Source organism: Photobacterium kishitanii (assembly GCF_000613045.3).
GTDB lineage: Bacteria > Pseudomonadota > Gammaproteobacteria > Enterobacterales > Vibrionaceae > Photobacterium > Photobacterium kishitanii.
This window is the reverse complement of sequence record NZ_LN794352.1, coordinates 1,572,292-1,594,375: the sequence shown is the minus strand read 5'-3', so window position 1 is coordinate 1,594,375 and position 22,084 is coordinate 1,572,292. Positions and strand designations below refer to the sequence as shown.

Genomic DNA, 22,084 nt, shown 5'->3' with positions numbered 1-22,084 from the left:
TAAGGCATCATTGATACCCAGCAACTTAAAACGAAGTCAGGACAGGCTCTTTCCAATAATTACGAGCTAGCCTTTTGGGTTTTCTCTTCGCCAAGTATTCTTGGTGTTGAGGGTCAAAAGGGGTCGCTGCACTCCTAATTTTCACGTGTCGTTCGATGGGCACTTTCGCTATTTGGAACAGATTGAAGTGACAGTCCATGTTCATGACTTTCTGCCAACCGTGAAATTGCCACTGGCTTTTACGATTGAGGAAGTACTTATGGACAACCCAGTCTTTGGACTTGGTTGGATGACGTCTAACTGCCCAGTGCCATAGCGCTTGGAATAGTTTGTGGCCGACATACCCGAATATCTGCTTAGCGACACAGTGGCGATAGTAATTCGCCCATCCTCTGAGTTTCGGATTTATCAACTTGATAAGATCGTTAACAGGAATGGTTGCGTGCTTTTTGATGAGTTCACGTAGGTTTCTCAAAAATAACAACGTGTTGGATTTGCTCGGTTTAATAAGCAATTTTCCTTTGTACTTTCTATGGTTGAAGCCAAGAAAGTCAAAGCCATCATCAATGTGAGTAAGCTTCGTTTTCTCTACGGAGAGGGTTAACCCTCTTTCTGCCAGAAAATCAGAAATCAACGGTTTGATGTCGTTCACTAGCACTTCCTTTGAAGAGCAAGTGACCACAAAATCATCTGCGTAACCAATAAAGTTGGCTCTAGCGCTCTTTTTGAGCGCAGTGGATTTTATGCACTGCTCTAGCCCTGCGAGAGTCATTAACATCAAGGTCGGAGATATGATTCCACCTTGTGGTGTACCCTCATCAGTATCATAGAACAGACCTTTGTCCATAAAGCCAGACTTTAGCCATTGTTCCAACATTCGCTTATCTACAGCGATGTTATCAAGAAGCCATTGATGGCCGATCTTGTCGAAACAGGCTTTGATATCCCCTTCAAGTACCCATTTGGCTGATTTCTTTAGAGCCAAACATTTGAAGCATTGACTGACTGCGTCAGCAGTACTGCGGTTAGATCTAAATCCATAACTATTGGGGTCAGCAAGTGTTTCAGACACAGGCTCTAGTGCTAGTAGATGGAGTGCTTGTTGCGCTCTATCAACCATGCATGGAATGCCTAATGGCCTGAGTTTGCCGTTCTTTTTGGGAATGTAGATGCGTTTAAGTGGTTTCGCTTTATAAGTCTTGCGACTAAGCTGGTTGACTGCTTTCATACGGCGTGCATCTGTGTTCCAGATGACACCATCTATTCCAGGCGTTTTACTGCCTTTGTTTTGAGATACTCGCCTAACCGCAAGAAGCTTAGCTGAGCGAGAATGAGTTAAGAGCCACTGTAAGGAGTTCACCTTACCGTAATTCTTTTCTCTAGTTGCTTTTGCGATACGCATTTGAAGCTTTAATACCTGCGCTTCAACGGATTTCCAGTCTATTGACTGCCATTGAGCACCGTCAGAAGATGCACTAATCTCTTTCGAGATCACCATTTGCTTTTCTCCTTAAATAAAGTTCTTCAAACTCTCTCGCAAAGGGAGACCAGTCAGAAGTGGGCTCACTTTCGTGATCAGACATGGGTCTGTATCTACATCATTACAATGTAGCTTTCGCTTTTTCCAACCTCCTATACCTGCATCACTATCGGCCACAAAGGCTTTCCCAAAGGGAATGATACAGGCTTACCCTGTTCCGTATGTCACGTAAAATGTCAGCTTAGATGCCCACTATAGTGCGGAGAGTACTGCGATCACGAAAGAATACTGTCCAACGTCTTTCCAACTCTCATTGCCTTTTGGCCACAGCGTATTAACCACTTCCGCTGCTTCATCGTATAACGCACCTTGAATGGATTCACATACGTTCATCATACTGACTACCTAGCACTTACCCGAATTGTGGTTTTCAGGAGGAACGTCCTCTCACGATTCTTTTCCCACTCAGCCCAACGGCCAAATTTCGTTACATTGTCCGAGCCGCTGCTTTATTCAGGCTCGTAGGTTCATCTGGTGATACAGATGGTTCATTCATAAAGCGATGAACAACGCTTCATACGACTTCAGGTCGCACGGACAAAAACGGGTTAGGCAATTTGGGCTGGTAGGTATAAATAAAAGTATGGATAACGCTTAAATAAACGGCTAAAAATGCTTGGTTATACTTGGGAACGCAGCGAACTAAGCAAGCGTTGTTAGTCCGATTAATTTTCTTGTTATAGCTAAATGTAGTCTCTAGGGTTGAACTTTACGGTATACATAATACCTTTTATTTTTATTGCTTTTTTAAGCTGAGAATAGGCAAACAACATTGCTAATCCACCGTAAATATTTAAGTAAGGTAAATACTTCAAATACTTAGTATCTGCTTGACCTTGGAATACAAGAATTAAACACATAAAACTCAGTATTGCCAAAAGCGTTGAGCGTTGCCTAAATCGACTTTCTTCAAACCCCAGTAAAAACAAAGTTCGATCACACTCTTGAACTTTTTTAACTAGCTCAATATGTTTGTTTTTCCTTTGTTCAACATTTAATTTCCATGCTTTAAAAATAGAAGATAATATTTTATCAATTGACTCTTTTATGTATGCAGCAATGACACTAACCAGTATGCCAACTACAACAACACTAATCCACCAAACAGGTGAAGTTAAACTTTTAAAAAATTCGTCCATTCTGGCTGGACTCTCCTTATTAGCTATCAACGCCGCGTTAAGTGGTGAGCAACGCAAACCACCTGACCTAAACTATTGTGCCGTAAACACTTAAGCTGAAGCAAACCGAAAATACCGAGCATTGGAAATCCGTCTTAAATACTTGTTAGCTCATGGGCGGATTAATACATGTACTTCTAGTTCAGAGTCTTTTCTTAAATCTGTTTCCAGCCCTCTAGGATTAACGATACGTTCTTCTGGATCGTAGACAAAACACACTAAAGTTTTACAGTCAGGATGTGTCTTGTATCTATGTATATCTTCGATCAATTGACTACCAACTTCCTTTGCAGTTAGTCCTTGCCTAGTTTTCTTCACTTCAATAATGATTCCCTCATTTTTGAGTAAGAAATCGACACGAGTGCATTTGGCAGCATTACTTGGAACCCATTCTTCTGCTCGAATATCTTCAAAGTGCAAATGTAGAAGTCCATGTAGTAAATCTTGCACATCGTATTCATCATTCACATTTAACGTTTCTCGACTTGAATACCTGCTTCTGAGTTGTTTAACAACTTTATGAAAGCTGTTACACACATTAACGACATTTTCTAAAGGCAAATTAGTACTTAAATGTTCATCTGTAGTTTTTGTTACGTCAGATTCAATAATTTGAGGCTGTTCATATGTGCCCTCTTCTAGATCAATAATTAGGGATTCCAGATACGAGCTAACCTTTTCTCCATCTTGACGCCAGAAAGATTCAAAGGCAGACTCCCAGCGGCCTTGATGTACTCCAAGTAGTGTTCGCTTATTCTTAAACCTTTGACTTTCACCAGGTAAGTGCTGATCGAGAAATTTTGTAACTTGTTGACGCCATGAGCCATAACGTTCATTTCCAAACTGCATGCCTCGCTCATTATATGCTGGCACAATTTTTTCAATCAGATCATCATGATGCTTTTGAATTACATCTATTATTTTTTCTGGATCCATTTATTCCTCTTATAAGCATTCTTACTTTTATGTAGCGTGATGCCTAAAATTTTGGGTAATCATACAAGAAATTTGGATATAAAGTCATTATACTGATAGCGATTTATTACTTTCCTTTAGAATTGTTTGAAGAAATTACCAACAAGCTACCACTAATTCAACTTTAAGGTTAAGTTGATTATTAAAACTAATCCAAACCGCGTTAATGAGATATTAATAAGTATTTGACCTCACTCGTTTCGAGGCAATTATGAGTTAGCTGAATAGCTAACTCACTTGTGGACAAAAATTGGTTAGAGTATTAGCGCTAATCAGACTAAGATATATTAGGAAAAGTAAGGGGAATGCCGCATTAAGGTATGAGCGACGCTACCAACTAACCTAGACCATTGCACCGTAAACACGAAACCCAACCTTAAACTGAAAATACCCAAACATTGGGAATAACTCTTAAATGCTTTATTATACATTGTTCTCAGCAACTACTTTTGTGCCGTAAATTGAAATGTGGTGCGCACGTGTACCAACACTGGAGTGATGCCAAATCTCAATAGAGCTAGCATCATGACCTTCATTTACAAACTGAGTAACAGCATTTGTAATATTTCTGATTAACCTAGGTTTATCACCATAAATCAGACAAATACCACGCTCATATCCAGCATGATTGGACTGCATAAATTTAACTATTGTTTTAAAGTCTTTTATAAGCTTCTGACGATCAAAGTCGGCTGGTTTGACTTCAATAATTGCAAAATTTGCGGGCTCCCCTGGTACATGAACAAGAAAATCAGGAGACTCATCAGAATCTCTCAGTACTGGGTGGCCGCGTTTATCAATTTCACCACAAATTTTCCAGTTAGTTTCATTTGGCCAACAGCTACGCAGTTGATGATAAAGCTCATAGCAATATACGCGCTCTCTGAAAATAACAGTGTCACGACCATTAACTTCTAATTGAAAATATTCCGCACTTATTCTTGAGGCAGAATCAGCTAAATAACTATCAAAATTATGCATTTAAACCTCTAAAATGTATAACGCCCTGTTAGCTCTTGGACATAAAGTTACCGCACCTTTCTTGCCACATATTTAACCATTCTTCTCGTGAAGTGCCATTAGCTTCCAAAGTATGGTCGTGCGAACCACGCATGACTTCAGCTTTTCCGTTTTCTGTTGCGTAATAACCAGATGCTTTTAATAGTTTATGTGTATCTTTATTCGCCAGTCTGGCACTCGAATGACTACAGTTCTTGCAGCTAGAACAACAATACTTTTGCGTTCGATTGACTGGGCTAAATTGACGCCCGCAATATGCGCAATTTTTATACATCACACGATCCTTTAATTTTATTTCTAAGAGAGCTAACAGCTTATTAGCAAGCGTTCTTACTTTCACGTAAAGGAATACCCCTAAAGCCCGACAATCATAATCAATTTAACGCATAAATATCATTGATTTGATTGCATTATTTTGTTTCAAAGTGTGTATTGGGCATGTATTAAACAACTCTGATTAACTACAATCCTACTTCAAATAACTATCCAGCTTCTCCGCATACAGCTCATAACCTTCTAGTTGGTCTTTCAACCAATCATGTTTGTTATAAACCGCTAATACTCCACCTAGCTCATGGCCAAGCATTTTCTCTACTACATGCGGCATTACACCTAATTCTGATGCACCGGTAGATAGTGAACGTCTAAAATCATGAGTACGCCAATCATCAATAGGTAAACCATCTCTAATACGGCGGATATAACGGTTAGCTGCTGAAATAGTTATCGGCTTATCAAGATCACCACCAGGGAAAAGCACATCATCATAAGTAGCCATTACTCGCTCTAATATCACCCGCGCTTTAGTTGGGATTGGGCGTCTTATTGGCGTATTGGTTTTACTGAGCTCTTTCGGTACCGTCCATATACCCGCTTCCATATCAAAATGGCTACGACGAGCAAGGCGCAACTCTGAAAGACGGCTGCCCCACAACATAGTTAATTGATGCAGCGCCTTATTGGATGAGCTGGCGCGGCTGCGTTCGATAGCCAACCAAATCATGCTGAGTTCTGAAAACGTTGGCACTCGAGTTCCGACTTCTGGTGCTTTACCTACGTGCTGTCTTTTAATTCGGTCTAAGTCTGTTTTTTCAATAATGAACTTACTCTTACAGAAATTTAAACAGGCTCTTAACTTGGTGAATAGTGAATTAGCGGTTTTGGGTTTATCAAGACTAATAGTATCTAACCATTGCATCCACTCTCTGGCAGGAATGGTTTCGACATTACGTTCAGGGAACGCACCAATAAAGTAATTCTTTGCAAAAGAGCGATAAAGCACCTGAGTACCCACTTTTAATTGAGGGACATAATGTTTAAGCCAGTACGCGACACAGTCATCTAAAGTGATGAATTCAAGCTCACCCGTTATAGCAATGTTGGGATTTCGACCAGATTCTCTTAATTCCATCATTAATTTATGCTTTCGCCTTGCCTCTTTAAGGCTAGTTACGGGATACTTACCTATACGAATTCTTAGGCTTTTTTTATTAAAGCGGCAACGGTAATGAAAATAGATTTTAGCTTGAGGTGTTATGCGGACAACGAGCCCTTCACCATCACTAATTTCAGCTTTACCGTCATAAGTGTCTTACTTTGATATAAGATTAAGTTGTCGGTCTGTCAGGCTCATTACGCTATTCCTTTAAATTAGGACACAGGCTCAGATTTAGGGACACACATTAGGACACTAATGCAAATCCCACGCTGAATTCAATTGGAATTAACTACTGTATATATAAACAGTATATCACGAAAAGCCATAGTTATAACAATTACTTAATACAACACACATGGCTTCTGGAAACTACTATGAACAAGAAAAACGAGCCAACATTATACTGGATTGATTACGAAACCTTTGGTGCCAGTCCAGCAAATGATCGCCCTTGCCAGTTTGCAGGGGTACGTACCGATATGGAGATGAACATTATCGGTGAGCCTTTGGTGATCTATTGTAAGCCACCAGCCGATTACCTACCGTCACCTGAAGCATGTTTGATCACGGGGATCACGCCACAGGAAGCAATGGAAAAAGGTTTATCAGAGCCGGAGTTTATTGCCCAAATTCATGCCGAGCTGTCAAAGCCGAATACTTGTGTTATTGGTTATAATAACGTTCGCTTTGATGATGAAGTGACCCGCTATACGTTATACCGTAACTTCTATGACCCATATGGTTGGGCATGGCAAAATGGTAACTCGCGTTGGGATCTATTAGATATTATGCGTACCTGTTATGCATTACGTCCTGATGGGCTTAACTGGCCAACTGACGATGAAGGTCGTCCGAGCTTTAAGCTTGAAAAACTCTCAATTGCTAACGGTATTGAACACACTAATGCCCACGATGCTATGGCTGATGTATACGCCACTATCGAACTGGCAAAAATCTTAAAGCAAAACCAACCTAAGCTGTTTGATTACTTGTTTAACTTACGTCATAAGCGTCAATTACAAGAATTAATCGATATTGTCGATCTCACCCCTATTGTGCATGTATCGGGGATGTTCGGTACTGAGTGCGGTAATACCAGTTGGATCGTGCCGATGGCATGGCATCCTGATAATAAAAATGCAGTGATTTGCGTTAATCTTGCGCAAGATCCGACCCCATTAATTGAACTTAATGCCGACCAACTGCGTGAGCGTTTATATACTAAACGCATTGATCTTGGTCCTGATGAATTGCCAGTACCGATTAAAGAAGTGCATTTAAATAAATGTCCGGTACTTGCGCCAGCTAAAACACTTAAAGCTGAAGATGCGGCCCGCTTAGGGATTGATCGTGAGTTATGCCTTAAGAATCTTGCGCTATTAAAGCAACATCCTGAAGTGCGAGCCAAATTACTCGAAATGTTCAGTGTTAAACGTGAGTACGCTAATAATGGTAACGTTGATACCATGCTCTATGATGGCTTCTTCTCCACCGCTGATCGCTCAACCATGGATATTATTCGTGAAACAGCAGCAGATTCACTAGCAACACTGGAAATTAATGTCGATGATGAGCGCATTAAGCCGTTATTGTTCCGCTATCGCGCACGTAATTATCCATTAACGTTAACTTATCAAGAACAGCAACGTTGGAAGCACCACTGTCAAGATTTCTTTGAAGAAAACATGACCAAATATATGGAAAACTTTGAAGCTGTCGCGCTAGATTGCCAGTCAAATGAACACAAAATGAAGATCATGAAGTCGTTATATGACTACATTAATAAATTGATGTAATTCATTATGTTATGACTTTTGAATACGCATAAGCTCGTCATAGTGATCCTGTGATGGGCTTTTTTATTATTAATAAGACCCGTTATTTGATGATTGTCGTAATTCCGTCAACACTTAATGCTATCGAATGATGTTGTGTTCGAAGCGTTTACAAGTGGGTGATCTAATGACAACCAAAACAGCAGTAAAATGTTATCGGTTTGAAGGGATTGATTTTATTCCTGAAAATAGACTACTTAACTGGCATGATAATCAACAAACACTATTAACGGCTGATGAGTCCCGTTTTTTAGCCTCACTGTGTTACCTCGCAGGTGAAGTGGTTAGCACTGAATCGATATATCGTTATACCTTTACCTCCCCTAACGCCTACGAAGAAAGCTGTGATCATCATTATGATCTAAATGTTTTATTGCTATCACTGTCTAAAAAATTACTCCGCAATGGAAAGATGGCGATACCTATCTATATTATTCCAAGTTATGGCTTTCGAGTGTCTTTACCTAATACCACTGCAGTTCGCAATGAAACGACACCACTTAAATCCCCTCCATCATGGCCTGCTCTAGTTAAAAACAAATCAAAAAAGCCTTTGCTTCAAGTGATTAACATAAATTACGCCATCATCACAACGGTAGTAATCATTACATTTACACTACTGATTAGTTATTGGATTATGACAACCCAATAACATTGATGCTTGTTTTATCAACAGAAACAAATATAGTTCATTAATCGTGAAAAATTAGTGTGACATTTATCATACTTATTTGTATGATGAATTAAATATTTAAAAGTTGTAATATCCATGAATTATATACGCTCATTTGCCATCGTTATGATTTGTTTCTTTTTAGGACAAGGCATTCAACACTTTTCTGGATTACCGATTCCAGGCAGTATTATCGGTTTATTTATCCTTTTTATCAGTCTTGTCACAGGCATTTGTCGGGCTGAGTGGGTTGAAAGTACCTGTAATCTATTAATAAAACATATGGCGTTGCTATTTGTCCCCGTCGGTGTTGGCTTGATGAACTATTTAGGTGTCATTGAAAACAACGCTGCGATCATTTTTGCAAGCACCCTAGGTAGTACCATTATCGTATTAATTGTTATTGGCTTAGCGGTACACCATAAGGAGAAAGAGTCATGATATGGCTAGTAGCAACCTTAGTGTGCTTTTATTCCGCACGCTATTTAGCAATGAAAATCAAAAATCCCTTTTTTAACCCCCTTTTGATCACGCTTATTGTGATGATCGTGGCACTTAAATGGTTCACTGTACCTTATCAAACCTATTTTGCCCAAAATGAAGTGATTAACTATTTGTTAGGTCCTGCTGTTGTTGCATTAGCCTTTCCTTTATACCAACAAATTGGGCTTATTCGCAGCAAATGGAAGACGATCTTAACTTCGTGTTTTGTTGGTAGTGTATTGTCGATGACATTTGGTACTGCTATTGCTTTTTCAATGGGCGCCGATGCCCAACTCGCAGCAAGTATTTTACCGAAATCAATCACAACGCCACTAGCGATGGCGGCTTCACAGCAAATTGGTGGTATTCCTGCAATTACATCTGCAATGGTTATTATTGTTGGCTTATTTGGTGCCGTATTAGGTTATCCAATCATGAAATTATTTCGTGTTAAACATCCTTTAGCAAAAGGTTTGTCGATTGGTACGGTTTCACATGCATTAGGCACAGCCAAAGCCGTTGAGGAAGACTATCAAGAAGGGGCGTTTAGTTCATTAGCATTGGTTATTTGCGGCATTATGACGACCCTATTAGCACCGCTGATGTTCCCTTTGCTTTTACGCCTATTTGGACACACCTAACAGCAATGTATGAAAAGCAATCAATTTGATTAATTTTCACTAAGTTATTGAAATATTATCTGCAAAATTGCAGAAACAAGTGTGACGCCACTCCCAACAATGTAATAGGTGCAACATCAAAACCAACAATGTGACCAAGATCACTTCCAATACCTTGTGATTCACATAGAATGTTTTGCCATCAACAATGAAGGAGTAACACCCAATGTACGCACGTGTTATAAAAGCATTAAGCTTATTACCTGCTGAATTGGCGTCAGCTTTAAAGCCTATTATTGAAGCTTCAGATTTCGACTCAACCATTAGTCCTGAGCAATTCGAACTTTTATTATCAACTACTCAGATGACTGATACTGAACTTCGCTTGGCTCTCCTTCCTATTGCTGCATCTTATGCTGTTGTACCTATTTCCAATTTCTATGTCGGCGCGATTGTGCGTGGCGCATCTGGTCGCCTTTACTTTGGTGCGAATATGGAATTTGAGAACGCTAGCATGGGTTGTACTATTCATGCCGAGCAATCAGCTATTAGCCATGCATGGATCAAAGGTGAAGTTGGCATTAAAGATGTCACCATCAATTACAGTCCGTGTGGTCACTGTCGTCAGTTTATGAATGAATTAACATCAGCTAACGATATGATAATTCAACTGCCGCAACGTCAGCCAATGACATTACAACAATACTTACCCGATTCATTTGGTCCACTTGATTTAGGCATTAAAGATGGCTTATTAAGTGACATTGATAATGGTATTAGTATCGAAGAAGATTCAGAGCTAGCTGCTTGTGCTTGTAAGGCCGCTAACCGCTCACATGCGCCTTACTCGAAAAACTTCAGCGGTGTTGCATTAAAAGCACAAGATGGTCGTATTTTTGAGGGGATGTATGCAGAAAATGCAGCCTTCAACCCTAGTCTACCTCCGCTGCAAGTTGCATTGATTAATATGAATATGTCTAATTATCCGCTATCTGAAATCGTTGAAGCGGCATTAGTAGAAAGTGCTGACAGCAAAATTAGTCAACTAGCACGCACACAAGCATTACTTGAAGCACTTAATCCTGATGTGCAATTAACGTACGTTGCTTATTAAGTCACCAATTGATTTAAATAATCTAAAAAGACCGCCTTACTGGCGGTTTTTTATTACCTAATATTGATCAATGTTGGCTATCAAACATCAAAAGCGTATTATCTCGCCACCTATTATTAGAAGCCAATGACAATGTCTCAAACACATAATCCTTTGCAAGGCGCTGCATGGATGCTCACTGCAGGGCTCGCGTTTGCTATCGTAAACAGTTTAGCTCAGTACCTTAGTATCAAAATGCATGTTCCCTCAACCTCTGTAGCTTTGATCCAATATTTCATTGCTCTAATCGCGATGTTACCTTGGTTACGTACTATGGGTATTCGCCACTCGCTTAAAACAAATCACTTTTGGTTACACTGCTTACGCGTGTTTTTAGCGGTTATTGGTATTCAATTATGGCTATGGGCACTGGCCTATCCGGTACCAATTTGGCAAGGCATTGCCCTACTCATGATTTCACCACTATTTGCCACTATTGGTTCAGGTCTAATTTTAAAAGAAACGGTCGGTAAGGCGCGTTGGTTTGCAACGTTAGCAGGGTTTGCTGGTGCCATGATTATTCTTGAACCATGGTCTGAAAATTTTAATATCGCGACACTATTGCCTGTCGGCGCCGCATTTTTCTGGGCGGCCTATTCATTAATGGTGAAAAAACAGTCCAGTAATGAATCACCGACGACTATCGTGATGTACCTACTCATTTTAATGACACCATTTAATCTTATTTTAGCGGCGCCTGATTTTACAATGCCAACAGTGAGTTTTAGCTGGTGGCTATTAATTCTAGCAGGCTTACTAACGGGCTTAGCGCAATGGGCGATTGCAAAAGCTTATGCTGTCGCTGACGCGTCTTTTGTACAACCCTTTGATCATGCGAAGTTACCACTAAACGTATTAGGTGGCTGGCTGGTCTTTGGCTGGGCTCCTCCTGGACGACTCTGGCTGGGTGCAGCTATTATTATTCTTTCCGTCGCGTTTATTACCCATTGGGAAAATCGCAAAAAATAACCATTTTAAAAACCGCTTATCATAAGCGGTTTTTTTTGTCTTCGGTTATGGTTATCCATTAATCAGGTCGAAAGCAAACGATTGCGCAAACGTAAAAATAAGGTATTATTAATTTCAGATTTCACCTTTAATGACAAATCGTAAGGAATATCAATGTTTGGTACAGCTACTTGTTCTGATGCAACCCGTGTATTACTGCTTGGTTCTGGTGAACTGGGTAAAGAAGTTGCTATTGAGTGTCAGCGTCTTGGCCTTGAAGTAATTGCCGTTGATCGTTATGAGAATGCGCCAGCGATGCAAGTTGCGCATCGTAGCCACGTTATTGATATGTTAGATGGCGATGCACTTAAACGCATTATTGCGCTTGAAAAGCCCCATTTTGTTGTTCCTGAAATTGAAGCAATTGCAACAGATACATTGGTTGAACTTGAGAACCAAGGGGTAAATATTGTCCCAACCGCTAACGCGACTAAATTAACCATGAACCGTGAAGGTATTCGTCGTCTAGCCGCTGAAACGTTAGCTATTCCAACCTCCCCTTACGAATTTTCAGATCAATATGCTGATTTTGAAGCTTCTGTGCATCGTATTGGTATGCCATGTGTGGTTAAGCCAATCATGAGTTCATCAGGTAAAGGTCAAAGTGTCATTAAAACCGCCACTGATATTAAATCTGCATGGCAGTATGCACAAGAAGGCGGACGCGCAGGCGCGGGACGTGTCATTGTGGAAGGCTTTGTTGATTTTGACTACGAAATTACGTTACTAACAGTACGTGCTGTTGATGGTGTGCATTTTTGTGCCCCAATTGGACATCGACAGGAAGATGGCGACTACCGTGAGTCATGGCAGCCACAACAAATGTCTGCTGCTGCCCTAAAAGCAGCAGAGAACGTTGCTCAGAAGGTTGTAAACGAATTGGGCGGTTATGGCTTGTTCGGTGTTGAGCTGTTCGTTAAAGGCGATACAGTGCTATTTAGTGAAGTATCCCCTCGCCCACACGATACAGGTATGGTCACATTAATATCGCAAGAGTTATCTGAATTTGCACTCCATGTACGTGCATTTTTAGGCATGCCTATTGAGCAGATCACTCAATATGGTGCGTCGGCTTCTGCCGTTATTCTTGCAGAAGGTGTATCTACTAATATTCGTTTTGATAACCTTACCGCCGCGCTATCTCGTCCACAAACACAAGTTAGATTATTTGGTAAGCCTGAAATCAATGGCCGTCGTCGTCTTGGCGTAGCGCTCACACGCCGTGATAACATCGATAATGCAATAACTGATGCTATTGCTACTGCTGCTGACATTAAAGTGATTCTATAGCCTTAGCAGCGCAATAGAGACCATAAAGGCGTCATCATGACGCCTTTATTCTTCATATAGCAGTCTTAAATCAAATTACACTTCGATTAACCATACTTCTTCAGCAAAGCGCTCAACACCACGTTGACGGCGAGGATGGGTTTCATCTGCCTCATCACGCTCTAAATGGGTAATTTTGCAGCCACTAAATAAAGCGCTGACTTCAGCCTTAGGTACAGAGAATGGAGGTCCGTCCATTTGTGCTTGAGGATAATCCAGCGTGACTAATAAAATTCGTCCACCGGGTTTGATTAAACTCAATAAACGTTCAACGTAACGTTCACGCATTGACTGTGGCATCGCTATCAATGCTGCACGATCATACACCACATCAACAGGTGCTACCGGAACAGTAAAGTAATCACCTTGATAAATAGTGATCTCATCAAAAGAATATACATGCTCACAACCAATCCCTGTCACTAATGGCGTATAGAGATTCTCTGCAAAGAAGGCTTTCACTGCAATATCACTTAACTCGATGCCAACAACATCGCTATGATGTGCTGCTAGCCAAACTAAATCTTCTGACTTACCGCACATAGGCACTAGCACTCGCTCATCACTCTGAGCGTTAACCTGCGGCCAATATTTCACTAATAACGGATTAACGTCAGTTAAGTGAAAACCAATGCGATCTTCAGCCCAACGGCTATGCCAAAATTCAGCGTCCATGAATTACCTTTTCTAGTGATCTCTAATTTGGCGTTAGTTGACCATAATTTTATATAGAGACTCAAGGATTATCAGTAAAAACAAGAGAAACAGGAAAGAGGTAAAGCAGGTAAAGCAGGTAAAGCAGGTAAAGCAGGTAAAGCAGAATACTGGAGGGAGAAAGGTAAATAATATGATTTACATTAATCAACAAAAAAGGGATGCCGCAGCATCCCCTTTTTATTGACCACGCTGATAGCTAGATCAAAAATCTGTTTTTCAATTTTTCTATCGGAGAGTCATTGAATAACGATTGGAAGCCACTCAGGTTATGAAATTCTGAATAGTTTAATCGAATCACGACGAACCGTTACGCCACGGAAAGTTACAGGCTCTAACAACGTCATTAGTTGCTTAGAAACAAAAAACTTACCGCCATAGCTACGATCACCGCCACGATTAACCCAATCAGCAAATTCATCAGCCAGACTGAACATTGAGTTACCGACTAGTAAAACTAGAACTTTAGCAACTTCGCTATCGTTCTGACGGTTAAACTCTGCGTCACGAACTTTTTTGCGATATTCGTCGACAATTCTTTCAAGGCACTCAAATCTGCTCATATACACCACCATAAAAATCGAGGCGTGGATACTACTGCTCAACTCCCATGAAATCAAGCTATCTCGGCATGTTTCTTGTGTTTAATCATTAAATTTTTCACTTTAATAACATTATCAACACTTATTGCTAAAATATTTCATCTTTATCTTCATTATTTGTTATTTTTTGAAAGTTTTATTTAAAATGCATCTTTATAAGCGTTAGAATAATTCCTTTTACTAATAGTGATCATAAAACATGGATAAAGACACTGATTTTCACCTATTTGGTAAGCTTAATACTGAATTTGATACCATAACTGCAATGATCGACCTTTATTGTTTAAACCATCACCAAATCAATACGAATAAATTTCAGCGTTGTACTAACTGTGAGCAATTTAGAGCCTACGTCAAACAACGTCTCGACCGATGTCCTTATGGTGAAAATAAACCCAGTTGTAAGCAATGCCCTATTCATTGCTACAAACCACAACAAAAGGTTAATTCACAAACAATTATGCGTTATTCTGGCCCTAAAATGATAGTTAAACATCCAATTATGGCAATCAGACACTTAATTCATGACAAAAGATCAATCCCCGTAATAAACAGAGATATGATATCTAATCACAAAAGAAGAAAATCATTATTAAACAATAAATAATAAAGAAAAAATAATAACTACAAATAATTCATTTCGTAATTATGATTATATTTCGCACCACATAAGTGGTGATTATTTTTTAACCGTAATAAGCAAATTATGCTGAATGATTAAGTGAAGGCAATGGTGATATTATGGCTAAAAATAGCTATAGAGTATGAAAAGAAACAGAAAATGCAGAACGCAGCCCTTAGATAAGTAAAGACTGCTTGATTATAATATAGGCGTACGTAACCCATTTAGTTACGGTAAAAATCTATCACTTCAATTTTTACTGGGGTATTCTTTTTGGTTAACTCAACAGTAAATTGATCTTCATCAACTACTTTTGCATCTTTCGCACCTTCACCTACAACACTCACCCCTTCGATTTTAGTGTAAAGCTTACTGTAGTCGTAGTGCATAGTAACCGTTACTTTTGTTGGAGCAGAAGTTGATAATTCAAAAGTACAGATACCCGTTGGACAAAATACATCAATATCATCAGGTGATGTGACCGATACAGTATCGACGTTTTTAACTGGTGTCGCTGTGACTGTCGCTTCACTACAACCCGCTAATAACATTGTTGCTGCCACCACAAGAAAACCTAATTGACTTTTTTTCACCGATTCATCCTCATTTGATTTTATATGCCATGCACTTGCTTGATTATAAATATTGCACAGCATATATTAACTTTATTATTGGCTTAATGCCTTGATTTCATCAACCGTCAAATAGCGCCATTGACCCTCGTCAACATCTAACGTTACGCTACCAATAGACTCACGATGTAAGCTAACAACTTTATTGCCAATGCTTGCAAACATACGTTTTACTTGATGAAATTTACCTTCTGTGATCGTTAGTAATACCTGTTTATCATCAACAATAGTTAATATTGCAGGTGCAGTCAGCTGTGTTTCACCTTGTAATTTAATACCTTGAGCAAACAGCTGTTTAGCACTTGCATCAATCGGCTGGCGAAGTTGAACTCGGTATACTTTAGGGCATAATTTATTTGGCGAGGTAATATTAAACGACCATCGACCATCGTCTGTAATCAGCACCAACCCTGTCGTATCTGCATCTAACCGTCCAACAATATGTAACTCTTGAAGACGTTCTATATCAATATAATTGAACAACGATGGGTAAACTTCGTCAATATTAGAGCAAATTGTCTGCGGCGGTTTATGCATTAATAAATAACGAAATGGACGTGGGTAAAGCCGCTCACCGAGCAATGTTACATCATTATTTTCATGTACTTGAGTGGTAATGTCAGTAATTACCTCACTATTAACCGTTACATCACAGCGAGTAATCGCAGCAATGGCTTGCGCTTTCGTTAATGCGGTACTTTTACAAACAAATTTATCAAGGCGCATAAAATATCGCTATTTATAAAGCGATTATTATCCTTGTCCGTCAATAATAATCAACACTTACACCTATATTTAGCATGTCAACTATCAATCCCTTATTATAAAAGTAAAGCAGTATAGTTATACTAGCATTGTTCCCTTTAATACGGTTACAGCTTGACCACTAAGCATAACGCGATCGTTTCCAAGTAATTCAACCTTCACTTCCCCACCTCGTAATGATGCTTGATAGCCTGTCAACATAGTTTTATTTAGCTTTTGGCCCCAAAAAACGGCCAATCCACAATGAGCTGCACCAGTTACAGGATCTTCATTGATTCCGACCCAAGGCCCAAAATGGCGCGACATAAAATCAATCGAATCCGTTGTTGATGGAGAGGTCACAACTACAGCAGATAATCCACTAACGCTGTTCAATCCATCAAAATTAGGTGTTAATGCCAGTAAATCTGCTTCATTTTCAATTTCAATTAATGCCTTACCATTAAAAAAATGACTGCTAAGCACTTGTTTTTCAGCTAAACCTAAATGAGTTAATAAGGCTGATGTTGGTGTAAATGTTGAATCAATATTTGCGGCAGGAAAGTTCATATCAATACCAGCATCATTAATGGTCACAACTAATTCTCCTGATAATGTATGAAAAACCAGTTGCTGCCCTAGCGTGACGTTATGTTGCTGTTGGAGAATATGAGTAACAGCCAATGTGCCGTGTCCGCATAACTTTACTTCTACTGTGGGCGTAAACCATCTTAATCTAAAGTCATCAAGGGATAAAAAAGCCGTCTCTGGCAATGCCATTTCAGCGGCAATTGATAGCATCAAATCATCTTCAAGCGCAGTATCAGTAATACAGACACCCGCAGGATTACCTTTAAATGGCTGTGATGTAAATGCATCAACTTGGTAAATAGCGATTTCCATACGTTTTCCTTAACAAAATAGATTAACGCCACTACTACACCAGAAAAACCATCTAATTACCACCAGCCTCGACAAGTCAACATATACCAATTAAGAATCAAATGAGATCAATCTTAATAATTTTATTAATTTGCTAAATATTGTTTGTTGCATTACTAAAGCTAGGCTAATATCGCGCAACTTTGGTAATAGAACGATTACCACAACCAAGATAATCTCTTTATAATCATTAGGTTAATAATGTCTTATAACGCTTTATACACTGATTTGTCTGGCTACTATGATTTAATGTGTGCTGATATCGATTACCAAGAACAAAGTAATTGTGTTCGTAGACTCCACCAGCTATTTGGCAATCAAGGCACTCGTTATCTTGATCTCGCTTGTGGTACAGGGCCTCACGTAGAACATTTTATTGGTTATGGTTACCAAGCAAGTGGCTTAGATATTAATCAGCCGATGCTAAATATTGCTCAACAACGCTGTCCACAAGCAACGTTTGTACAACACGATATGTGTAATTTCCTTGTTGATGCACCATTAGATTTAATTACCTGTTTCTTATATTCATTACACTACAACGCTAATATCGAAAAGCTAATGCAATGTATTGAAAGTGCGTTTAATGCATTAGGTCCAGATGGTGTTTTCTGCTTTAACGCTGTTGATAAAGATAAAATTGATAATAACTCGTTTGTACGTCATACAACCGAGTTTGAGGGAAGTCATTTTATGTTTCAGTCAGGTTGGAATTATAATGGCGATGGCGAACATCAACAATTACAGTTACATATTGAAAAAACATCAGACAATGTAACGCAATCTTGGCGTGATAATCACCCAATGGTGGCAATAAATTTTGCTCAGCTACAGCAACTACTAGCACCCTTTTTTGATGTCACTATGTTTGAACATAGCTACGATAAAATCGTACCGTGGAATGGCAAATCGGGTAATGCCATTTTTGTATGCGTCAAAAAAGAAAATGCGCTAATGTGCCAACAAGCCGCATAAAAAAAGCCACGATCAATATATTGATCGTGGCTTCATCTGCTTAACTAATAATCCATGCAATGCTTTAATATCACTGCACTTAAAAAACGATATTATTTGTTATTTTCAGCAATTACGATGTCAGCTGCTGCTTCTGCAGATGCTTCTTCTTCTTTAAGGAAGTTTTCTTTATCACGCTCGTTCAATTCAGAACGGTGAGCAAGTGGCTTCTCTTTTTTCTTAATGATTTGACGCTCTAAACGTGCAAATGCTGCATTTAGCGCATCGCTTAATTCTTTTTCATCAGCAGATGCTTCAATATCACCTACGCTAGTTTTAACTGCGATTTCGACAATAAATTGACGACCAGGTTCTAGCTTCATAAATACATTACGGCTATGGAATACAACTTGGAATTTATCGAATTTAGCAAACTCAGATTCAATATGAGCTTCCATGTAGTCAGGTAATTCAAAACCTTTAGCAGTTACTTTTAAAGTCATTTTATCCACCAATAATTTATTAAGTTATTTATTGTTTGTGCTATTAAGATGAACCTAAATTAAAAAACAAAACGTGATATAGATCACATTTTTAAATTATCATTGTTAACTCTCTTTTGAATAACACCTATTAAATCAATCACAAACGATAAAAAATAGAACAAATACCAACCAACAACAAACAATAGAGTGCAAAAAAAATACTGATTTATCTTTTTTTGACAGCATCATTATTGTTATAAAAAAAATTAAATTAATAAAATTAGAACTAAATAGTTAATTTGGTCTATGGTTCATGAGGCTAATGTTTAAGTCTTACTTAATTATCTATTTATAATAATTGATTACATAAATTTGAATTTTAACCTTTAGGTTTTAGATAATGACTTAAATATTTGCTGGCGATAAAGTGTTGCTAATGTTGAGTACATTAAATTATATATATTTAATATGTACCCGTGCTTTAGCGTTTTTAAATTTAATTTATCATTGGTATAAAATTATGAATCAGACATTTCCTCTAATAAAAGGTAATTGGCTTCCTAAGAATAAAGCACATGTTGCAGCTTGGATTAAAAATTTAAAAACACGTACGCATTTAACGTCTCACTCGATCGCTCAACCGATTGCTGAATTCAAAGAATTAGTTGAAAGTGATCCTGTACTTTTACGTCTTTCACAAGATATGTTTAGCGAAGCAAAAAGTCACAAAGAACTGACCCCTTTAGAAACGTCTGAGGTTAATAACTTTGATGAGTTTTTAGTTTTATTGAATCATATTATGACTCAAGCACCAGAATGCACTGAGTTTTTAGATCCCAAAACAGGCGCACTTGAGCCTTGTGGTTTAATTGGTTTCCCAATTAATGCCCTACTTGATTGGCCAATGGCAACTGATTCAGGTTATGCGTTCTTTGCTAACGAACTTGTTAATCAACAATTCAAGAAAATTTTAACTTACTGGAGCCTATACCTTTCATCTCCAGAGTCACGTTCAGTATTGGTTGAAAACCATCCTGATCGCACTCCGAAAGTATTTGGTTGGCTAAGTGATAATGCTCAAAAAGAAATGGTGACTGTTGCCTGTCAAGCTGAAGCCAGTGATTCAGAAAACCATGATAAACCATTTGAGCATTTCTTTAACTGTGATCCAACAGATAAACACTACGGCTTTAAGTCTTGGGATGATTTCTTTACACGTACCTTTAAAGACGGCGTAAGACCTGTTGCAGAAGGTGATGATGTTATCGCTAACGCCTGTGAATCTGCGCCTTTACAAGTCGTGACTAATGTTGCTAAATCTTCAAGCTTCTGGCTTAAAGGTCAACCTTATTCATTAGAAAACATGATGGATTTTGATCCACTTGCAGAGCAATTTGTTGGTGGTACTGTTTATCAGGCCTTCTTAAGCGCATTAAGCTACCACCGCTGGAACAGCCCAGTAAGTGGTACTGTTAAGAAAACCTACATGGTTAATGGTTCATACTATTTAGGTAACCGTTACCAAGGTTTTAATAACCCTGACGGTGCTGATGATAGTGCGCCAAATAATTCACAGCCATTCTTAACTGCTGTTGCGACACGTGCTGTGATCTTTATTGAATCAGACAACCCTAAAATTGGTTTAATGTGTTTCATTGCTATTGGTATGGCTGAGGTTTCTTCTTGCGCTGTTACTGTAGAAGAAGGTCAACACATTAATAAAGGTGATGAACTAGGTATGTTCCACTTTGGTGGTTCTACTCACTGTCTAATCTTCAAACCAGGTGTAGAGCTTGAGTTTGATTTCCACAATACAGCACCAGGTCTTGATGCAACGAACATTCCTGTTTGTTCTCGTATCGCGACAGTAAAAAATAAATAATATAACCACATAATTGAACGAACGAAGGCAGCCTGATAATAGGCTGCTTTTTTATGCCTTAACTTTCCAACCAGCATGGGTTTTTATAAAGATAACTTGTTGCTGATTACTGCTAACATCCCCTGCTTTATACTGCTCATACTCAACTGAAAGCACATATAAACCCAAACCTGAAGCACGAACATCCTTGCCTATAGTATGGTTTTGTTGACTACTAATAAAACGAATGTCGTAACTCACTTCTGCTATATATTGATCCTGTTTTTTATATCCACTGACTTTAGCGAAGTTATCAACGGTCAAGATTTTACTAGCTTTAGAGGACTGTGCTGCGGAGTAAAAGGCTTGTTCTAATGTCATATCATTAGGGATTTCAGTGCACCCAGCGAGAAGAGGAATCATCGCTATACTAATGTTTTTGTTCATACCAACATCCTTTGTCATTAAACAATATGAATTACAAGTCATATTAAATTGAGCAACGAATAATGACAAAGGAAAAACATCTTTATACTAAAAATTATGCTGTTATATGTTACATGCACTGATTATGATACTGCAACAGTACGCGTTTCTTTTACCCAACGGTTAATTAGTCTCCCAATTGTTTCAGTATCAGAATATTGATGCCTATCACCGTTAACCTCTAAACAGCAAATATTATGCTTGCCTGCCACCTGTGCGGCAATTTCAGCATAAGAACCAAAAGGATCGTGCTTTTCTTGAATAATCAATATAGGCAGATCTTTATCTTCTAATGCTGGTAATAATTCCCGCTCTTGATCTGAAAATAGGCTCCATGCAACACCAATAAGCACTAATCGATCCCAACTAATGGTATTTTGCGCTTTCAGGGTAATTAAACTCCCTATTGATTTAGTAATTACCACATCAAAGTGCCCTGATGGTAAATAGCTTATTTCTTTATCTACACTAAATGTTTGTTCATTATCCCACGCCGCAAAACGGTGCATCTCGATAGATTCTTTACTCCAATTCGTCGCCGCTAATATTTTTAATAGCCACTTTTCTGTGATCGGCATTTTTCCTGGTATTGCCAAAATCTTCATATATCATCCTTAATTAGATCTATAACACAATAGAATTAACTCTATAATAGTCCTGTTTATTGATGAAGAAGGCACCCAAAAACGCAATATTATTATTGCTTGATGTCCAATAAAAAACATTGGTTCAATTGTTACTAAGACACTAACGCTTACCAACAATCGAGTAATACAAAAATAAGTGACTC

General features: G+C 38.7%; 24 protein-coding genes. 10 read left to right on the top strand and 14 right to left on the bottom strand.

Annotation, left to right across the window (positions count from 1 at the left end; translation table 11 throughout):
* Positions 1 to 25 precede the first annotated feature (25 nt).
* The 6 genes from ltrA to PPBDW_RS07500 all read right to left on the bottom strand — a co-directional run bounded on the left by ltrA (position 26) and on the right by PPBDW_RS07500 (position 6,280).
* On the bottom strand, positions 26 to 1,498 hold the full coding sequence (gene ltrA / locus PPBDW_RS07525) for a group II intron reverse transcriptase/maturase (RefSeq protein ID WP_036794488.1): 1,473 nt from the start codon (positions 1,496 to 1,498) through the stop codon (positions 26 to 28).
* A 234-nt stretch (positions 1,499 to 1,732) separates the two neighbouring features.
* Positions 1,733 to 1,876: a hypothetical protein gene (locus PPBDW_RS07520; protein WP_181950651.1), complete on the bottom strand. Its 144-nt coding sequence runs from the start codon at positions 1,874 to 1,876 to the stop codon at positions 1,733 to 1,735.
* A gap of 347 nt (positions 1,877 to 2,223) precedes the next feature.
* Complete coding sequence (locus tag PPBDW_RS07515) at positions 2,224 to 2,679, bottom strand: hypothetical protein (protein ID WP_036794486.1); 456 nt, start codon at positions 2,677 to 2,679, stop codon at positions 2,224 to 2,226.
* A gap of 150 nt (positions 2,680 to 2,829) precedes the next feature.
* On the bottom strand, positions 2,830 to 3,654 hold the full coding sequence (locus tag PPBDW_RS07510) for a PD-(D/E)XK nuclease domain-containing protein (RefSeq protein ID WP_207860792.1): 825 nt from the start codon (positions 3,652 to 3,654) through the stop codon (positions 2,830 to 2,832).
* A gap of 462 nt (positions 3,655 to 4,116) precedes the next feature.
* Positions 4,117 to 4,674 (bottom strand): hypothetical protein, encoded by a 558-nt coding sequence (locus tag PPBDW_RS07505; RefSeq protein ID WP_054262009.1) that lies wholly within the window; start codon positions 4,672 to 4,674, stop codon positions 4,117 to 4,119.
* Between the two features lie 508 nt (positions 4,675 to 5,182).
* Complete coding sequence (locus PPBDW_RS07500) at positions 5,183 to 6,280, bottom strand: tyrosine-type recombinase/integrase (protein WP_279382174.1); 1,098 nt, start codon at positions 6,278 to 6,280, stop codon at positions 5,183 to 5,185.
* Between the two features lie 245 nt (positions 6,281 to 6,525).
* Between PPBDW_RS07500 and sbcB the strand changes: the two genes are divergently transcribed.
* The 7 genes from sbcB (at position 6,526) to purT (ending at position 13,213) form a co-directional block, all read left to right on the top strand.
* Entirely contained in the window at positions 6,526 to 7,947 is a 1,422-nt protein-coding gene (gene sbcB / locus PPBDW_RS07495) for an exodeoxyribonuclease I (RefSeq protein WP_036794485.1), read from the top strand.
* 166 nt (positions 7,948 to 8,113) lie between these two features.
* The gene (locus tag PPBDW_RS07490; RefSeq protein ID WP_036796346.1) at positions 8,114 to 8,638 is read left to right on the top strand and encodes a hypothetical protein; all 525 of its coding nucleotides are present in this window, start codon (positions 8,114 to 8,116) and stop codon (positions 8,636 to 8,638) included.
* A 117-nt stretch (positions 8,639 to 8,755) separates the two neighbouring features.
* On the top strand, positions 8,756 to 9,100 hold the full coding sequence (locus tag PPBDW_RS07485) for a CidA/LrgA family protein (protein WP_036794484.1): 345 nt from the start codon (positions 8,756 to 8,758) through the stop codon (positions 9,098 to 9,100).
* The gene (locus PPBDW_RS07480; protein ID WP_036794483.1) at positions 9,097 to 9,783 is read left to right on the top strand and encodes a CidB/LrgB family autolysis modulator; all 687 of its coding nucleotides are present in this window, start codon (positions 9,097 to 9,099) and stop codon (positions 9,781 to 9,783) included. The genes PPBDW_RS07485 and PPBDW_RS07480 overlap by 4 nt, the downstream gene beginning before the upstream one ends.
* A 205-nt stretch (positions 9,784 to 9,988) precedes the next feature.
* Positions 9,989 to 10,876: a cytidine deaminase gene (gene cdd / locus PPBDW_RS07475; RefSeq protein ID WP_036794482.1), complete on the top strand. Its 888-nt coding sequence runs from the start codon at positions 9,989 to 9,991 to the stop codon at positions 10,874 to 10,876.
* Between the two features lie 132 nt (positions 10,877 to 11,008).
* On the top strand, positions 11,009 to 11,884 hold the full coding sequence (locus tag PPBDW_RS07470; RefSeq protein ID WP_036796345.1) for a DMT family transporter: 876 nt from the start codon (positions 11,009 to 11,011) through the stop codon (positions 11,882 to 11,884).
* Positions 11,885 to 12,037: 153 nt separating this feature from the next.
* On the top strand, positions 12,038 to 13,213 hold the full coding sequence (purT, locus tag PPBDW_RS07465) for a formate-dependent phosphoribosylglycinamide formyltransferase (protein WP_036794480.1): 1,176 nt from the start codon (positions 12,038 to 12,040) through the stop codon (positions 13,211 to 13,213).
* Between the two features lie 75 nt (positions 13,214 to 13,288).
* Here purT and PPBDW_RS07460 read toward each other — a convergent pair whose 3' ends face one another.
* Both PPBDW_RS07460 and PPBDW_RS07455 read right to left on the bottom strand, forming a co-directional pair.
* Positions 13,289 to 13,927, bottom strand: a complete 639-nt coding sequence (locus tag PPBDW_RS07460) for a thiopurine S-methyltransferase (RefSeq protein WP_036794478.1) — start codon at positions 13,925 to 13,927, stop codon at positions 13,289 to 13,291.
* Between the two features lie 308 nt (positions 13,928 to 14,235).
* A complete protein-coding gene (locus tag PPBDW_RS07455; protein ID WP_005367981.1) occupies positions 14,236 to 14,529 on the bottom strand; it encodes a hypothetical protein in 294 nt (97 codons plus the stop codon).
* Between the two features lie 238 nt (positions 14,530 to 14,767).
* Here PPBDW_RS07455 and PPBDW_RS07450 point away from each other — a divergent pair, with 238 nt between their 5' ends.
* Positions 14,768 to 15,175, top strand: a complete 408-nt coding sequence (locus PPBDW_RS07450) for a nitrous oxide-stimulated promoter family protein (RefSeq protein WP_036794474.1) — start codon at positions 14,768 to 14,770, stop codon at positions 15,173 to 15,175.
* A 239-nt stretch (positions 15,176 to 15,414) separates the two neighbouring features.
* Here the strand turns inward: PPBDW_RS07450 and PPBDW_RS07445 are convergent, their stop codons facing one another.
* The 3 genes from PPBDW_RS07445 to PPBDW_RS07435 form a co-directional block, all read right to left on the bottom strand.
* Entirely contained in the window at positions 15,415 to 15,783 is a 369-nt protein-coding gene (locus PPBDW_RS07445) for a hypothetical protein (protein ID WP_036796344.1), read from the bottom strand.
* 75 nt (positions 15,784 to 15,858) lie between these two features.
* Complete coding sequence (locus PPBDW_RS07440; protein ID WP_036794473.1) at positions 15,859 to 16,548, bottom strand: pseudouridine synthase; 690 nt, start codon at positions 16,546 to 16,548, stop codon at positions 15,859 to 15,861.
* Positions 16,549 to 16,665: 117 nt separating this feature from the next.
* A complete protein-coding gene (locus tag PPBDW_RS07435) occupies positions 16,666 to 17,469 on the bottom strand; it encodes a PhzF family phenazine biosynthesis protein (RefSeq protein ID WP_036794471.1) in 804 nt (267 codons plus the stop codon).
* 240 nt (positions 17,470 to 17,709) lie between these two features.
* On the opposite strand from PPBDW_RS07435, the gene PPBDW_RS07430 reads away from it, so the two are divergent.
* Positions 17,710 to 18,483, top strand: a complete 774-nt coding sequence (locus tag PPBDW_RS07430) for a class I SAM-dependent DNA methyltransferase (protein ID WP_036794469.1) — start codon at positions 17,710 to 17,712, stop codon at positions 18,481 to 18,483.
* A gap of 92 nt (positions 18,484 to 18,575) precedes the next feature.
* Here the strand turns inward: PPBDW_RS07430 and hpf are convergent, their stop codons facing one another.
* Positions 18,576 to 18,965, bottom strand: coding sequence for a ribosome hibernation-promoting factor, HPF/YfiA family (gene hpf, locus PPBDW_RS07425; RefSeq protein ID WP_036794467.1), 390 nt, complete (start codon positions 18,963 to 18,965; stop codon positions 18,576 to 18,578).
* Between the two features lie 502 nt (positions 18,966 to 19,467).
* Between hpf and PPBDW_RS07420 the strand changes: the two genes are divergently transcribed.
* Complete coding sequence (locus tag PPBDW_RS07420) at positions 19,468 to 20,829, top strand: phosphatidylserine decarboxylase family protein (protein WP_036796342.1); 1,362 nt, start codon at positions 19,468 to 19,470, stop codon at positions 20,827 to 20,829.
* A 51-nt stretch (positions 20,830 to 20,880) separates the two neighbouring features.
* On the opposite strand, the gene PPBDW_RS07415 is transcribed toward PPBDW_RS07420, so the two are convergent.
* Both PPBDW_RS07415 and PPBDW_RS07410 read right to left on the bottom strand, forming a co-directional pair.
* Positions 20,881 to 21,255 carry a hypothetical protein gene (locus PPBDW_RS07415; protein ID WP_036794464.1) on the bottom strand — a complete coding sequence of 125 codons (375 nt, stop codon included), beginning with the start codon at positions 21,253 to 21,255 and terminating at the stop codon, positions 20,881 to 20,883.
* Between the two features lie 122 nt (positions 21,256 to 21,377).
* Positions 21,378 to 21,899, bottom strand: coding sequence for a hypothetical protein (locus tag PPBDW_RS07410; RefSeq protein WP_036794460.1), 522 nt, complete (start codon positions 21,897 to 21,899; stop codon positions 21,378 to 21,380).
* Positions 21,900 to 22,084: the final 185 nt, after the last annotated feature.

Coding starts and splice junctions, on each gene's coding strand:
- PPBDW_RS07410 (WP_036794460.1), bottom strand. CDS start 21,899: ATGAAGATTTTGGCAATACCAGGAAAAATGCCGATCACAGAAAAGTGG.
- PPBDW_RS07415 (WP_036794464.1), bottom strand. CDS start 21,255: ATGAACAAAAACATTAGTATAGCGATGATTCCTCTTCTCGCTGGGTGC.
- PPBDW_RS07420 (WP_036796342.1), top strand. CDS start 19,468: ATGAATCAGACATTTCCTCTAATAAAAGGTAATTGGCTTCCTAAGAAT.
- PPBDW_RS07450 (WP_036794474.1), top strand. CDS start 14,768: ATGGATAAAGACACTGATTTTCACCTATTTGGTAAGCTTAATACTGAA.
- PPBDW_RS07510 (WP_207860792.1), bottom strand. CDS start 3,654: ATGGATCCAGAAAAAATAATAGATGTAATTCAAAAGCATCATGATGAT.
- PPBDW_RS07505 (WP_054262009.1), bottom strand. CDS start 4,674: ATGCATAATTTTGATAGTTATTTAGCTGATTCTGCCTCAAGAATAAGT.
- PPBDW_RS07435 (WP_036794471.1), bottom strand. CDS start 17,469: ATGGAAATCGCTATTTACCAAGTTGATGCATTTACATCACAGCCATTT.
- PPBDW_RS07520 (WP_181950651.1), bottom strand. CDS start 1,876: ATGATGAACGTATGTGAATCCATTCAAGGTGCGTTATACGATGAAGCA.
- PPBDW_RS07470 (WP_036796345.1), top strand. CDS start 11,009: ATGTCTCAAACACATAATCCTTTGCAAGGCGCTGCATGGATGCTCACT.
- ltrA (WP_036794488.1), bottom strand. CDS start 1,498: ATGGTGATCTCGAAAGAGATTAGTGCATCTTCTGACGGTGCTCAATGG.
- sbcB (WP_036794485.1), top strand. CDS start 6,526: ATGAACAAGAAAAACGAGCCAACATTATACTGGATTGATTACGAAACC.
- PPBDW_RS07490 (WP_036796346.1), top strand. CDS start 8,114: ATGACAACCAAAACAGCAGTAAAATGTTATCGGTTTGAAGGGATTGAT.
- PPBDW_RS07460 (WP_036794478.1), bottom strand. CDS start 13,927: ATGGACGCTGAATTTTGGCATAGCCGTTGGGCTGAAGATCGCATTGGT.
- PPBDW_RS07480 (WP_036794483.1), top strand. CDS start 9,097: ATGATATGGCTAGTAGCAACCTTAGTGTGCTTTTATTCCGCACGCTAT.
- hpf (WP_036794467.1), bottom strand. CDS start 18,965: ATGACTTTAAAAGTAACTGCTAAAGGTTTTGAATTACCTGACTACATG.
- purT (WP_036794480.1), top strand. CDS start 12,038: ATGTTTGGTACAGCTACTTGTTCTGATGCAACCCGTGTATTACTGCTT.
- PPBDW_RS07430 (WP_036794469.1), top strand. CDS start 17,710: ATGTCTTATAACGCTTTATACACTGATTTGTCTGGCTACTATGATTTA.
- PPBDW_RS07485 (WP_036794484.1), top strand. CDS start 8,756: ATGAATTATATACGCTCATTTGCCATCGTTATGATTTGTTTCTTTTTA.
- PPBDW_RS07515 (WP_036794486.1), bottom strand. CDS start 2,679: ATGGACGAATTTTTTAAAAGTTTAACTTCACCTGTTTGGTGGATTAGT.
- PPBDW_RS07440 (WP_036794473.1), bottom strand. CDS start 16,548: ATGCGCCTTGATAAATTTGTTTGTAAAAGTACCGCATTAACGAAAGCG.
- PPBDW_RS07455 (WP_005367981.1), bottom strand. CDS start 14,529: ATGAGCAGATTTGAGTGCCTTGAAAGAATTGTCGACGAATATCGCAAA.
- cdd (WP_036794482.1), top strand. CDS start 9,989: ATGTACGCACGTGTTATAAAAGCATTAAGCTTATTACCTGCTGAATTG.